Source organism: Sphingomonas sp. 28-62-11 (assembly GCF_002278865.1).
Classification (GTDB): domain Bacteria; phylum Pseudomonadota; class Alphaproteobacteria; order Sphingomonadales; family Sphingomonadaceae; genus Sphingomonas.
The window spans coordinates 50,618-63,547 of the sequence record NZ_NCGB01000013.1; the positions used below are offsets into that span (position 1 = coordinate 50,618).

At 63.4% G+C, this 12,930-nt stretch carries 13 protein-coding genes and 1 tRNA gene; 5 read left to right on the forward strand and 9 right to left on the reverse strand.

Going from position 1 to position 12,930, the window contains the following annotated elements; genetic code table 11:
- Window positions 1–22: 22 nt before the first annotated feature.
- The 3 genes from B7Y49_RS05935 to B7Y49_RS05945 are packed head-to-tail and all read right to left on the reverse strand — an operon-like array spanning window position 23 to window position 3,524.
- A complete protein-coding gene (locus B7Y49_RS05935) occupies window positions 23–1,306 on the reverse strand; it encodes an N-succinylarginine dihydrolase (protein WP_374126655.1) in 1,284 nt (427 codons plus the stop codon).
- Window positions 1,303–2,319, reverse strand: coding sequence for an arginine N-succinyltransferase (locus B7Y49_RS05940; protein ID WP_374126656.1), 1,017 nt, complete (start codon window positions 2,317–2,319; stop codon window positions 1,303–1,305). Before B7Y49_RS05940 ends, B7Y49_RS05935 begins: the two co-directional genes overlap by 4 nt.
- Complete coding sequence (locus B7Y49_RS05945; protein WP_374126657.1) at window positions 2,316–3,524, reverse strand: hydrolase; 1,209 nt, start codon at window positions 3,522–3,524, stop codon at window positions 2,316–2,318. Before B7Y49_RS05945 ends, B7Y49_RS05940 begins: the two co-directional genes overlap by 4 nt.
- A gap of 63 nt (window positions 3,525–3,587) precedes the next feature.
- Between B7Y49_RS05945 and B7Y49_RS05950 the strand changes: the two genes are divergently transcribed.
- Window positions 3,588–4,169 (forward strand): hypothetical protein, encoded by a 582-nt coding sequence (locus tag B7Y49_RS05950; protein ID WP_374126658.1) that lies wholly within the window; start codon window positions 3,588–3,590, stop codon window positions 4,167–4,169.
- Window positions 4,170–4,231: 62 nt separating this feature from the next.
- On the forward strand, window positions 4,232–4,699 hold the full coding sequence (locus B7Y49_RS05955; protein WP_374126659.1) for a DUF2269 domain-containing protein: 468 nt from the start codon (window positions 4,232–4,234) through the stop codon (window positions 4,697–4,699).
- On the opposite strand, the gene B7Y49_RS05960 is transcribed toward B7Y49_RS05955, so the two are convergent.
- Window positions 4,693–5,166, reverse strand: a complete 474-nt coding sequence (locus B7Y49_RS05960) for an RNA pyrophosphohydrolase (RefSeq protein ID WP_374126660.1) — start codon at window positions 5,164–5,166, stop codon at window positions 4,693–4,695. The genes B7Y49_RS05955 and B7Y49_RS05960 overlap by 7 nt on opposite strands.
- Window positions 5,163–6,119, reverse strand: coding sequence for an alpha/beta hydrolase (locus B7Y49_RS05965; RefSeq protein WP_374126661.1), 957 nt, complete (start codon window positions 6,117–6,119; stop codon window positions 5,163–5,165). Before B7Y49_RS05965 ends, B7Y49_RS05960 begins: the two co-directional genes overlap by 4 nt.
- A 53-nt stretch (window positions 6,120–6,172) precedes the next feature.
- On the opposite strand from B7Y49_RS05965, the gene B7Y49_RS05970 reads away from it, so the two are divergent.
- From B7Y49_RS05970 to B7Y49_RS05980, 3 genes are all read left to right on the forward strand, one after another.
- Window positions 6,173–7,093, forward strand: a complete 921-nt coding sequence (locus B7Y49_RS05970) for a histone deacetylase (protein WP_374126662.1) — start codon at window positions 6,173–6,175, stop codon at window positions 7,091–7,093.
- 86 nt (window positions 7,094–7,179) lie between these two features.
- A complete protein-coding gene (locus B7Y49_RS05975; RefSeq protein ID WP_374126663.1) occupies window positions 7,180–8,553 on the forward strand; it encodes a deoxyribodipyrimidine photo-lyase in 1,374 nt (457 codons plus the stop codon).
- A 52-nt stretch (window positions 8,554–8,605) separates the two neighbouring features.
- The gene (locus tag B7Y49_RS05980) at window positions 8,606–9,811 is read left to right on the forward strand and encodes a class I SAM-dependent methyltransferase (protein WP_374126670.1); all 1,206 of its coding nucleotides are present in this window, start codon (window positions 8,606–8,608) and stop codon (window positions 9,809–9,811) included.
- Window positions 9,812–9,880: 69 nt separating this feature from the next.
- Here the strand turns inward: B7Y49_RS05980 and B7Y49_RS05985 are convergent.
- The 4 genes from B7Y49_RS05985 to B7Y49_RS06000 all read right to left on the reverse strand — a co-directional run.
- Window positions 9,881–9,955, reverse strand: a tRNA-Glu gene (locus tag B7Y49_RS05985).
- Window positions 9,956–10,008: 53 nt separating this feature from the next.
- Window positions 10,009–11,382: a class II 3-deoxy-7-phosphoheptulonate synthase gene (locus tag B7Y49_RS05990; protein WP_374126664.1), complete on the reverse strand. Its 1,374-nt coding sequence runs from the start codon at window positions 11,380–11,382 to the stop codon at window positions 10,009–10,011.
- Window positions 11,383–11,464: 82 nt separating this feature from the next.
- On the reverse strand, window positions 11,465–12,400 hold the full coding sequence (locus B7Y49_RS05995) for a D-2-hydroxyacid dehydrogenase (protein ID WP_374126665.1): 936 nt from the start codon (window positions 12,398–12,400) through the stop codon (window positions 11,465–11,467).
- On the reverse strand, window positions 12,397–12,930 hold a 534-nt coding region (locus tag B7Y49_RS06000; protein ID WP_374126666.1), incomplete at its 5' end, for a hypothetical protein. The genes B7Y49_RS06000 and B7Y49_RS05995, both read right to left, overlap by 4 nt.

Genomic DNA, 12,930 nt, shown 5'->3' on the forward strand with positions numbered 1-12,930 from the left:
CCGGAAAAGCGCGATTCCGGGTTTACGAAGAGGGTAAACTGTCAATTAACCCGACAGCTTCGGCGTTCGTCACGCCAATGGTGTCGAGCAACGCGGCATGCGCGCGTTCGATCTGGTTGATCAACGCGGCGTCGCCAATCGCTGTTGGATCGATGGTTTCAGGCCAATGCGTCTCGACAACCGCCGCGAGGTGATCAAGCAGGGCGTCATCAACCAGGAACCGCGGATCGATTGTCGCGGGATCGGCAACCACGCGCAGTCGCAGACAAGCGGGGCCGCCGCCATTGGCCATCGATTCGCGCACATTCACCACCTCGAGCCGCCGGATCGGGCCGTTGCCGGCGATCATCGTTTGCAGCCATGACCATACCCGTGTGTTGGCGCGCGCTTCTTCTGGGAGGATCAGCGCCAACGTTTCGTCCGGCAAGGTCACGAGTTGCGCGTTGAAGAGATAGGAAGTGATCGCATCATCGAGGCTGACGGCGCTCGCGGGCACCTCGACGATTTGCGCGCTCGGCATGCGTTCAAGAAGCGCGGCGTAGACGCCCGCCTTGTCGGCAAAGGCCTGTTCATGCGCGAACAACACTGGGCCATTCGCCACCGCGACGACATCGTTGTGAAACGCACCCGCCGCGATCGCCGCCTCGGACTGCTCCACGAACAAGGTCCGCGCCGGATCGAGCCGATGGCCGCGCGCAACTGCTTCGCTCGCCTCGATCCGCTGCCGCGCCGGAAAGCCGCCACCCGAGACGCCGTAGACGAAAATCTCGATCCCGGGCGCGTCATGCCGATCCGCCATGCGCATATGGTTGGCAGCGCCTTCATCTCCAAAAGGCGCGGGCACGGGCGGATGAACCGCAAAGGCGGGATTTGCGAAGATCAGCCGCAACTGCGCCAATGTACCGCGCCATTCATGGCTCCGGTGCGGCATCGTGACCAGGTTTGCGACCGTCAAATGGCAGCGCGCATCGGCGGTGTCGGGGGCGGGCGATACCGTCGCGGCGTTCGCGGCCCACATCGCCGATGCCGACAGCGCTTGCGCCTTCAGCGGCAGTGAAGCGGTGGCATAATCGGTGTTCAAGCTTGCCAGCCAGCGATGATTGGGGCGGGCATGCGGCAGCAGCACCCCTTGCGTCAGCCCAAGCGCGATGTTGGCGCGCATCTTGGCAATGCCCTGCAACGCTGCGGCACGCGGCTGTGATATTGCGCCGGCATTGCGCGTCGCGGCCAGGTTGCCATGGCTCAGCCCGGCATAATTATGGCTGGGGCCGATCAGCCCGTCGAAATTGATCTCCACCAACGTCATGCCCGAGCCACCCAGCGAATTTCGGCACCCGCGTCGATCGCCAGCGTGGCGGCACTGGCGGGGTCGATTGTGATCGAGTCGCCTTCACCGCGCACTTTGCCGAAACAGCAACGGAATTCGGCGAGCGTCCCGGTCGCGATCAGCGCCGGATCCGCCACGGCATTATCGATCGCGGCCACCGTCGCCGGTTTAGCGTCACGGATCGACCGGACCTGATCGGTCTTGGCGGTCATCGTCGGGCCGCCATCGAAAATGTCGATATAGTTTTCGAACGCAAACCCTTCATTCTCCAGCATCCGCATCGCAGCCCGACCCGAAGGGTGCGGCAAACCAATCGCGGCCCGGGCGGTTTCGGAGAGCATCGCGGTGTACACCGGGTGTTTGGGGAACAGGTCAGCGATGAACTGGTGGCCGTGCGTGGCATTGAAATAATCGGCGTCCTGGAAATTCATCCCGAAAAACCGCCCCGCCACCCCGTCCCAGAACGGCGAGCCGCCCGCTTCATCGATGATACCGCGCAATTCGGCGAGGATGCGATCGGCAAAGCGCGCGCGGTGCATCGCAATGAACAAATAGCGGCTGCGCGCAAGCAACAGTCCGAGCCCCCCGGCGCGCTCGCCAGGATGCAGGAACAACCCACCGACTTCACACGAACCCTCAAGATCGGTCGTTAAAGCTAACATATCGGCGCGAAAAGTGCGGGCAAGTTCTTTGCTATGCTGGGTCAGGGCACCGATCCGGTAGCTGTAGAACGGATAATGCTGACCGACCTTGGCGAAGATCTGGCACGTGCCGCGCACCTCGCCGGTCGTCGCATTTTCCAGCACGAGCAGGAACAGTTCGTCCTCGATCCCGTCGCCGACGCGGGCATAGGCGGCGTCGCTGCGGTCCAGCTTGGCGCGCAAAGCGGTGCGATCAGGCGGCAGGTTGGTAAAGCCCCCGCCGGTCAGCTTCGCCATTTCGTACAGTGATTGCAGATCAGCACCGCGTGCAGCCCGGATTCGAAACGTCACAAATGCCCCCGTTCGGCGATGCGCATGATCGTCAGCGCAGAAAGTGCGGCGCGTTCGGCCAGGCTGTCGACCAGCAAAAACTCGTCTGCCGAATGGATCGCGCCGCCCCGCGCGCCCATCGTATCGACCACAGGCACCCCGCATGCCGCGATATTGTTGCCATCGCATACGCCGCCGGTCGCTCGCCAGGCAATGTCGAGGCCGAGATCGCTTCCCGCCTCCTTCACCAACGCGAACAGCTTCGCAGCCCCCGGATCGATTGGCTTGGGTGGCCGGTTGAAGCCCCCATGAACGGTGATGTTGACGTCATGACGCTCTGCCGCCGCCGCAACGACGGCACCGATATGTGCCCTGGCCCGCGTAATCTCGTCTTGCGAGGCCGGGCGGAAGTTCACACGCAGGATTGCCAGATCAGGCACGACATTGTTCGGTCCGCCGCCATCGATCCGGGCAGGGTTTACCGACAGCGTCGGGCTGCGGGCCATGGTCAGCTGCAGCGCGATATCGGCGGCGGCCACCAGCGCGTTGCGGCCGTCATCGGGGTTGCGCCCGGCGTGCGCGCTCCGCCCGCGCACTATGATCGAGAAATTCCCTGTCCCGCCACGCGCGCCCGCCAGCGTGCCATCGGGCAGTGCCGGTTCATAGGTGAGCGCGGCGATCTTGCCCTGCGCTGCTTCCGCAATCAGCGGGGCGGAGGAGAGCGATCCCGTTTCTTCATCCGAATTGATCAGCACGTCATAACCGATCCGCGCGGCCACCGGGCTGCCCTCCAGCGCGATCAGCGCCGCGAGCATCAGGGCGAGGCCGCTTTTCATGTCCGCCACGCCGGGGCCGTTGATGGTTCCGTCGGGCCGATGCTCCAGCGTCTGGAAGGGGTGATCGACCGGAAACACCGTGTCCATATGCCCGGTCAGCAGGATGCGGACCGGTGCCTCTGGCCGGACGCGCAGGTGCAGGTGCTTTCCGTGATCGAGCAACGCGATCGAGCCATCATTGGTCACGGCTTCTACCGGGGTCGCTTCGACCAGCGTCAGTTCTCCCGGCAGCACAGAAAACGCATCGGCCAATTCGATCGCAACGGCAGCCAACCCGCCTAGGTTGCGCGTGCCCGAATTGATCGCCGCCCAGCGCTCGACTTGCGCCAGCATTGGCTGATCGGCAGCGATATCGATCAGGTGGCGCTCGGCGGAAGTCAGCGTGGTCATGCGGTCTGATAGCGGTTTGATCGGACTTGCTCCACCCAATTGCATCACTTGAATGACAGCGACATGATGGTGAAGTTTCAAGGGAAAGAGCGGATTATGTCTCGGCAAAAGCCATTGGCAAGCAAGTCGATCATGTATCGCCTGACCGGCGTTGCCCCGCCCGGCCCCATACCTGAGCGGCCGGTTTGGCAGCATTGGGAGGCGCTCCACCGCCTGTTTCCGACCTGGCGGTTTCTGGGATCGATATTGTGGACATGGTCCCGCCCGCATTCCGGGTTTGATGCGCTGCGACAGATGCGGATGAACCGGTCCGTCGTTCGAGGAATGGCATTACTCGACCAGCTCGATACGCAGATGCTTGATGATCTGATTGCGCTGGCGCGAACCAATGCAGAACGGCAAGGCTATCTCGCACGGACAATCTTGATCGCCTATGTTTCGATCCCGTTTTCGGTTGGTGCGCTGGTGGCGCAGGTTGCGCCGCTGGCGACCCAGCAGGTGCTGCTCAGCTATGCATCGGCATGGGGCGGCGGGTTGGCGGGTGCGGGTGTGGCGGTTGTCGCGCGCCTGATCCTCGATGCACAGGCACGTCAGTTTGTTGCATTCCTCGAAATGGCGCGGATCGAGCGCGGCGAGCCTGCTTGACGCGATTGGGACCACCCGGCAGGGAGCGGCGAGTCGTCGCGTAACGGAAAACCAGCATTCCCATGGCTTATGACATTGCCAAGTTCCTCCACATCACCGGCATTGTGATGCTGATGGGAAACATCACCGCGACCGCCTTCTGGAAGGTGTTTGCCGATCGCACCCGCGATCCGCGCATCATCGGCTTCGCCCAGCGGCTGGTGACATTGACCGACTGGAGCCTGACCTTCTGGGGCATCATTCTGACGATCGGCGGGGGTTATGGCGCAGCGTGGATCGCGGGCCTCGACCTGTTCGGATCGGCATGGCTGCTTTGGAGCCAGATGATGTTCGTGATCGCCGGCATGATCTGGCTGATCATTCTGGTCCCTATCCAGATCCGGCAAGCGCGCGTCGCCAAGGGATTTGCGCAGGGTGGCGAGATCCCCGACAGCTATCGGCGCGACAGTCTCAACTGGATCATCTGGGGGCTAATCGGCACGGTGCCACTGGTGGCGGCGGTTTGGTTGATGGTCGCCAAGCCCTATTGAGGCAGATGTGTTGAAAGCGCGGCAAATACGTCCTCGTACAGCTTTCGTTTGAACGGCACTGCCAGCGCGACCACCTCGTCCGGGGTTGCCCAGCGCCAGGCACGGAATTCCTGATGATCGGTGGCGATGTTCACATCGGTATCGGTACCGGTGAAGCGAAAGAGGAACCAGCGTTGGCGCTGGCCGCGCCATTTGCCCTTCCACACCTTGCCGATCAACTCATCGGGCAAATCATAGAAAAACTCACCGGGTGCCTGGGCGATGAGCGTGACATGCGCGGGCGCAATACCGGTTTCCTCACCCAGCTCGCGGAGTGCAGCGGCCTCGGCGTCCTCGCCATCATCAATCCCGCCCTGCGGCAGCTGCCATGCCTCGACGACGCTATCGATCCGCTGGCCGACAAAGATCAGCCCGGCCGCGTTCATGATGATGATCCCCGCGCAGGGGCGATAACCGAGGTCGCTCACCGCTGCGCTGCCACCGCCTCTGCGATGATCCCCTTCAGCACGCCCAGCGCGCCGTCGACTTCGGCCTGCGCGGACGGGATAGCCTTTCGCAGCGTGACGAAGCCGTGGATGTTGCCGGTCGCTTCGCGGTACACCGTCGGCACGCCGTTCGCGATCAGCGCGGCGGCGTAGGCGCGGCCTTGATCGCGCAACGGATCAAGCCCGGCCGTGATGACGAGTGTTGGCGGCATGTCGCGATGATTGGCGTGGAGCGGCGCCGCGCGCCAATCGCCGGGGGTGGCGGCATAGGCTTCGTCGAACCACTTCATCCCGTCCTTGGTGAGCAGCCGACCCTCGCCGAAAAGTTCATAAGAATCATGCGCATCGGCGCGGTCGACGGTTGGATAGATCGGGAATTGCGCGATCACTGGCACGGCAGCAGCAGAATCGCGCAGTGCCATCGCGGTCACGATCGTCAGATTGCCGCCTGCGCTGTCGCCGGACAGGACAAGGCCGGTCACGCTCAAGCCGAGTTCGGCGGGGCTGCTCGCGATCCAGCGCGTTGCCGCTTCGCAATCGTCGGTCGCGGCGGGGAAGGGGTGTTCCGGCGCCAGCCGATAGTCGACCGCGATCACCGGCAGATCGAGCTGGCGCGCCATTTCCGCGCAGATACCAGCATGGGTATCGAGATCGCCGATCACGAAGCCACCGCCGTGATAGAAAACCAGCGCAGGACCGGCCGGACGGTCGGCCCGCGAATCGAACAGGCGGAGCGGGATTTCGCCTGCCGGGCCGGGGGCGGACAAATCACGCACAACTGCAAGCTCGCCCACCGGCAGGTCAGCCGCATCCTTGCTCGCCACATACATGGCGCGGGCCATCGCGGGGGGCAGTTCATGCGTCTTTGGGCCGGGCAGCGCGTTCAAGAAGGCAAGGAACATCGCCACATCGGGGCGGGTGAAATGCTCGGTCATCGATCTCTCCTGGCAAACTGGCATGCTGGCACTTTGCGCCCTACCTAGGCGGCGTGTTCGCCGTCGTCCATCACCCCGATTATGTCGCCCCCGCACCCGCGCGCAGCGGCTATCAGTGGAACAAGAACGGGCTTGTCCGTGATCTACTGGTCGACAGCGGCGTCGCCATCGACTGGCATGTGCCCGAACCGATGCCGGTCGACTGGCTGGAGGCAGTGCACGACGCCGATTATGTCGCCGAAGTGATCGAGGCGCGGGTGCCTGCGCACAAGGAACGTCGGATCGGCTTTCCCGTGACGCCCCAGGTCGCCCGCCGCGCGCAGATGGTGCCCGGCGGCACCTGGGCAGCCGCATTGTTGGCGCTCGAGCGCGGCTTTGCAGCGAACAGTGCGGGTGGCAGCCACCATGCGCTAGGCGATACGGGTGCCGGATTTTGCGTCTTCAACGATCTCGCGATCACCGCCGTGCGGCTGATCGAGGAGCACCGGGTTGGACGCGTGCTGATCGTCGATTGCGACGTCCATCAGGGCGACGGCACGGCCGCACTCACTGCCGGAAGGCCTGGCATTGCGACATATTCGATCCACGCCGACAAGAATTTTCCGGTGCGCAAGGCGCGGTCCACGCTCGATGTGCCGCTTCCCGACGGGGTGGGTGACGCTGCCTATTTGGAAACGCTCGAGGCAACTCTGGGCCCGCTCATCGAAAGCTTCGCGCCAAACATCATCCTGTATCAGGCAGGCGTTGATCCGTTTGAAGGCGATCGGCTGGGCAGGCTCAAGCTGACGGCGCAAGGGCTTGCGCAGCGTGAAGATCTGATCGCCCGGCTGGCCATCGCCCGCCGTCTCCCGCTCGCCAGCACGCTTGGCGGTGGCTATGGCCATGATGCGATGGAAGTCGCGGGGCGGCATGTCGCATCAATCCTACGGCTTGGCGGGCATTTTTCGCTTTCGGCATTGCAGCGTCATGCATAGACGGCGCAGCGACTGAACAGGATGGATCATGCCGTGTTTCACCTTATGCTGATCGATCCATCCGGGAGAAGGGGGAACTGCGTGGCATGACCGCGCCGACAATTCTCTGGTTTCGACGTGACTTGCGGCTGGCCGATCAGGCGGCACTGATCGCGGCAGCGGCTGAGGGCCCGGTAATCCCCGTCTATGTGCTCGACGATGAAACGCCGCGCCAACGGCGGATGGGCGGCGCCTCGCGCTGGTGGCTGCATCACAGCCTTGCCGCGCTTGACGACGCTTTACGGGCGAAGGGATCGCGCCTGATCCTGCGGCGCGGCAAATCGGACGAGGTGATTGGCGCACTTGCCGCCGAAACGGGGGCCGCACGCGTTCATGCCCTGCGCCATTACGAGCCTTGGTGGCGCAACGCGCAGGCCGCTCTCGCCAAGCGGCTGGATCTGGTGCTGCATGACGGCAATTATCTCGCGCCGGCCGGGTCCATCAAGACCGGTACTGGCGGGCAGTACAAGATCTTCACTCCATTCTGGCGGGCATTGCTGGCGACGATGCCGCCCGGCAAGCCGGCTGCAATTCCCGCCAAGATTGCCACCCCAGCCCATTGGCCGGCCAGTGATGCCGTTGTTGATTGGGCGCTGTTGCCGACCAAGCCCGATTGGGCGACAGAGATGGCCGCATTCTGGCAACCGGGCGAAGCGGGCGCGATGACGCGGCTCGATAGGTTTGTCGAAGCGGCGTCGGCCTATGGCGATCGGCGCAATCTTCCTTCACAAAACGGCACATCTTTCCTGTCGCCGCATCTCCACTTCGGGGAGATTTCGCCAGCGACCATCTGGCACCGCACTAGGAATCTGGGCGGATCGGTCGAAACGTTCCTCGGCGAGCTTGGCTGGCGCGATTATGCGCAGAATGTGATCCTGCAATTCCCCGAATACGCCTCCAAAAATGCGCGACCAGCGTTTGACGCGCTGCCATGGCGAAGCGGTCCGGAGGCCGATGCGGACCTGAGGGCATGGCAACAGGGGCAGACCGGCTACCCGATCGTCGACGCGGGGATGCGCCAGCTTTGGGCGACGGGCTGGATGCATAATCGGGTGCGCATGATTGCTGCTTCGTTCCTGATCAAGCATTTGCTGATCGACTGGCGGCAGGGCGAGCAATGGTTCTGGGACACGCTGGTCGATGCCGATTATGGGAGCAACGCGGTCAACTGGCAGTGGACGGCGGGGACGGGGGTCGATTCGAACATGTTCGTGCGGATCATGGCGCCTCTTTCGCAGTCCGAAAAATTCGATGCGGCGGGCTATATCCGGCAATGGGTGCCCGAACTCGCGCCGTTGCCCGATGCGGCGATCCACGATCCTGATGAGGCCGGTCGACGCCCCGCCAGCTATCCGCCCAAGCGAATTGGCCACCGTGAGGCCCGCGAACGCGCGCTCGCGGCGGTCAAGCAAGTGGGCTAGGGCAATGCCGAACGACGCAACCGGATCGGCCATGAATGTACCGCCTTCGCTAATGGCGCCGTCGGTAACGGCGCGGCGCAAGACATTGCTCGGGCGCTTTGCCGCGGTTCTCCACCGCGTGCTCGATCGAATCGATGCCGGCTTGGCGACGGGATCGATCGACGTGCTGATGCCCGACGGTACCATGCGCGTCCTTGGTGGGCGCGTGCCGGGGACCCAGGCAGTGCTCCATATCATCCGGTGGCGCGCGCTGCTGCGGCTGGCGACTGGCGGATCGTCAGGATGGTTTATCGCTTGGCGCGAAAAGGAATGGACGAGCCCCGACCCGGTCGCGATTTTCGAGGTGTTCAGCGCCAATCGCCGGACGCTGGGCAAGACGGGCCGTTCACAGGGCATCAGTCGTGTCGTGCGCCACTGGATCAACCAACGACGGCACAACAGCCGGTCGGGCGCCCGGCGCAATGTCGCGGCGCATTATGATCTGGGCAATGATTTCTACGCGGCCTGGCTCGATCCGACTCTGAGTTATTCAAGCGCGATGTTCGCGGCACCCGGTGAATCACTGGCCACAGCGCAGCAGCGTAAGCTTCAGGCAATTCTCGACCGGACGGGCACGGCACCAGGCGATCATGTGCTGGAAATTGGCTGTGGGTGGGGATCGTTCGTCGATGTTGCGGCGGCGGCAGGCAGGCGCGTCCATGCCATCACCCTTTCCGCCGAGCAGCAGGCCTGGGTGAAGGAGCGCGCCTTGCTTGGCGTCGAAGTGACGCTGACCGATTATCGCGACGTGGCGGGCCAATATGATGCCGTTGCGAGCATCGAAATGGTCGAGGCGGTCGGGCAGGAGTATTGGGGGGACTATTTGGCTGTCGTCGCCCGTGCTCTTCGCCCCGGTGGCCGCGCCGCAATTCAGTATATCGCGATCGACGATGCGATATTCGACGCCTATGCCGCCAATGTCGATTTCATCCAGCGCCATGTGTTCCCCGGCGGCATGCTGCTCTCGCGCAGCCGTTTCCGGGTACTTGCCGAGGCTGAAGGTCTCGATTGGTGCGATGAATTCTCGTTCGGCGCTGACTATGCCGAGACGCTTCGCCGCTGGCGTCTGGCGTTTGATGACGCCGTTTCGACAGGAAAGCTCCCCAAGCGGTTCGATGACGACTTCATCGCCTTGTGGCGCTTTTACCTGATGTATTGCGAAGGCGGTTTTCGCGGCGGCGGGATTGATGTGGCGCAGGTGACCCTGGTCAAGCGGTAGCTTACGCCATGCTGTGCTGAATAATGCTCGCCGATTCGAGTTCGTGAAGCCGTGGCGGTGGTGCGAAGATGGTGACCCCTACGAGAATCGAACTCGTGCTTTCGCCGTGAGAGGGCGACGTCCTAACCGCTAGACGAAGGGGCCGCGCTGGGCGGGAGCAGGCGATCTAGGGGTGGCGCAGTGCGGCGTCAAGCCGATCACGCCGCCGCGCGCCGCCGTTCCTCCATTTCCACATTGAGCATTTCGGCGAGCAAAAAGGCGAGTTCGAGGCTCTGCCCCGCGTTCAGGCGTGGATCGCAATGCGTGTGGTAACGATCGGCCAAGTCCATCTGGGTCACGTCCATCGCGCCGCCGGTGCATTCGGTGACGTTCTGGCCAGTCATTTCGACATGGATGCCGCCTGCAATCGACCCTTCGGCGCGGTGGACGGCAAAGAAGCCGCGCACCTCGGCGAGAATACGATCAAACGGCCGTGTCTTATAGCCATTGTTGGTCTTGATGACGTTGCCGTGCATCGGATCGCAGCTCCACACCACCGGATGCCCGGCCTGTTGCACTGCGCGCACCAACTTGGGCAGGCCGGCCTCGATCTTGTCATGGCCATAGCGCGTAATCAGCGTCATCCGGCCAGAAACGCGGGCCGGATTAAGCGTGTCGAGCAGGCGGAGCAGCGCGTCAGGCTCAAGACTCGGACCGCACTTCATGCCGATCGGGTTACCGACGCCGCGCAGGAATTCGACATGCGCCGATCCCTCAAAGCGTGTCCGGTCGCCGATCCACAGCATGTGCGCTGACGTGTCATACCAGTCGCCGGTCAGCGAATCCTGCCGCGTCATCGCCTGTTCGTAGGGCAGCAGCAGCGCTTCATGGCTGGTGTAGAAGGACGTGCCCTTCAGCTGCGGCACCGTTTCCGGGTTGATCCCGCAGGCTTCCATGAACTCAAGCGCTTCGCCGATCCGGTCGGCGACATCGGCGAACTTCTTCGCCCAGGGGCTACGGCCCATGAAGTCGTGGGTCCAGCGGTGCACCTGATGCAGGTTCGCGTAACCACCGCTGGCAAAGGCGCGCAGCAGGTTGAGCGTGGCGGCGGATTGCGAATAGCCCTGTACCATCCGCTTCGGATCAGGCGCGCGGCCTTCGGGCGTGAAGGCGATGTCATTGACGTTATCACCGCGATAGCTGGGCAGCTCGACCCCGTCGATCACCTCGGTATCGGCGGAACGCGGCTTGGCGAATTGGCCGGCCATGCGGCCAACTTTCACCGTCGGCAGTTTCGACGCAAAGGTAAGCACCACCGCCATCTGGAGCAGCACGCGGAAGGTATCGCGGATGTTGTTCGGGTGGAACTCAGCGAAGCTTTCAGCGCAATCGCCGCCCTGCAGCAGAAACGCCTTGCCCTCGACCACGCGGGCAAGATCGGTCGTCAGGTCGCGCGCTTCGCCCGCAAAGACGAGCGGCGGATAGGAACGCAGCGTATCGGTCGCCGCGGTCAGCGCGTCGGCATCGGGATAGCTTGGCAGCTGGCGCGCTTCATGCGCGGTCCAGCTATCGGGGGCCCAATTAGCGGCCATGATGATATGTCCAGTCGTCCAGAAAAACGGCCAATTCCATGCGCGCAAACGCGTTTGCGTGCAATGCCGTTATGGGTCGGGGTCAATAACCTGCGTCGAGATCGACCACGTTTGTCATCGCTTCCCCCGCCATAAAGGCGCGCAGGTTCTTCAGGAATAACGCGGTCGCACGCTGAAACATCTTGGTCTGGCTGCGGCCCGACAGATGCATCGTGTGGATCGTGTTGGGCGTTGACCAGAGCGGATGATCGGCGGGGAGGGGTTCGGGCGTCACGACGTCAAGGAAGGCCCCGGCGATCCTGCGCTTCGTCAGCGCCTCGATCAGCGCTTCCTGATCGACCATGTCGCCGCGTGCGATGTTGATCAACCACGCGGTGGACTTCATCGCGATCAACTCTGCCGCACCGATCAGCGCCTTGGTCTGGTCGGTCGAGGGGGCGGCGAGAATCACCCAATCGAACTCGCCGATCCGGCTTGTCCATTGATCCGGCGTAAGCGTACCGTCGCGACCGGATCGGGTGACGCCCGTCACCGCCACGCCGAATGCCGCGAGCCGATCGCCGATCAGTTTGCCGATCGCGCCATAGCCGATGATCAGCGCAGTCGTCTCGAGCAGTTCGATCTGGCCCGGCGCCTGGATCGTCCATTCATGCCGATCGGCGATGCGGACCACTTCGTCGAAGCGCTTGGCAGCAGCGAGCACGCCCATCACTGCATATTCCGCAACCGCGACGGCGTTGATGCCAACGCCATTGGTAAGGATGGTACCGCGTTCCTTGAGCAGTGGCAGCGGGAAGGCATCAAGCCCGGCATAGATGGTGCTCACCCACTTTAGCTTGGTACCCGCCGCGACGGCTTCACCGGTCCACGCCGGTCGCTGCATATCAACCCAGGCAATATCGGCATCGGCGACCATCGCGGTCGCCTCTTCATGATTGGCGAACCACGCCACATCGAGCCCGGCAGGCAGATGCGGTTCGATCAAGGGGCGGGCGAGGGAAGGCAGAACGGCTTTCATGCGGCGTGTAGCTCCAGCGCCCGGGTATAGGCGGTCATGTCCCATCCGGGCCATCTTTGCTGGGTACGGGCAAGTGTCGTCAGCGTCCAGAACGGGTCGCCCGGCAGCGGAATGCCCAGGCACGCGAGCTGTTCAGGCGTGGCCGCCTCTATCAGTCGCCGCCAGGGGCGCAGGAAATGGAAGGGCCAAGCCGCCCAGCCGATCATGTCGTTCCCCGCCGCCTTGTAGCTCGCCGTGATCGTATAGCGATGCCCGCCCGGCCGGGTGAGATTGGTGCCGCGATGATAGACGTCGATCCCGTAAGCGAAGATCGATCCCGCCGGTGCCGCGCCCGATTGCTCACGTTCTTTCAACGCGTGTTGGGCGGGGTGGCCGAAACCCGTCGCTTCGGTTTGGTCGAAGGAAATCGTGCTGCTGTTCAAGCCTTTGCCGTCAAACGCTTCCTCGGGCAGCACCGTCCGCAATAGGCCGACGACCTCCGCCGCCGCCGGATTGGGCACATAATGGATCGCGCCGAGATCGTCCGTCAC

Excerpts from the sequence above, each read along its gene's own strand:
- B7Y49_RS05990 (WP_374126664.1), bottom strand. The coding sequence starts at position 11,382 with ATGGCCGCTAATTGGGCCCCCGATAGCTGGACCGCGCATGAAGCGCGC.
- B7Y49_RS05955 (WP_374126659.1), top strand. The coding sequence starts at position 4,232 with ATGGCTTATGACATTGCCAAGTTCCTCCACATCACCGGCATTGTGATG.
- B7Y49_RS05965 (WP_374126661.1), bottom strand. The coding sequence starts at position 6,119 with ATGACCGAGCATTTCACCCGCCCCGATGTGGCGATGTTCCTTGCCTTC.
- B7Y49_RS05995 (WP_374126665.1), bottom strand. The coding sequence starts at position 12,400 with ATGAAAGCCGTTCTGCCTTCCCTCGCCCGCCCCTTGATCGAACCGCAT.
- B7Y49_RS05980 (WP_374126670.1), top strand. The coding sequence starts at position 8,606 with ATGGCGCCGTCGGTAACGGCGCGGCGCAAGACATTGCTCGGGCGCTTT.
- B7Y49_RS05945 (WP_374126657.1), bottom strand. The coding sequence starts at position 3,524 with ATGACCACGCTGACTTCCGCCGAGCGCCACCTGATCGATATCGCTGCC.
- B7Y49_RS05975 (WP_374126663.1), top strand. The coding sequence starts at position 7,180 with ATGACCGCGCCGACAATTCTCTGGTTTCGACGTGACTTGCGGCTGGCC.
- B7Y49_RS05950 (WP_374126658.1), top strand. The coding sequence starts at position 3,588 with ATGATGGTGAAGTTTCAAGGGAAAGAGCGGATTATGTCTCGGCAAAAG.
- B7Y49_RS05935 (WP_374126655.1), bottom strand. The coding sequence starts at position 1,306 with ATGACGTTGGTGGAGATCAATTTCGACGGGCTGATCGGCCCCAGCCAT.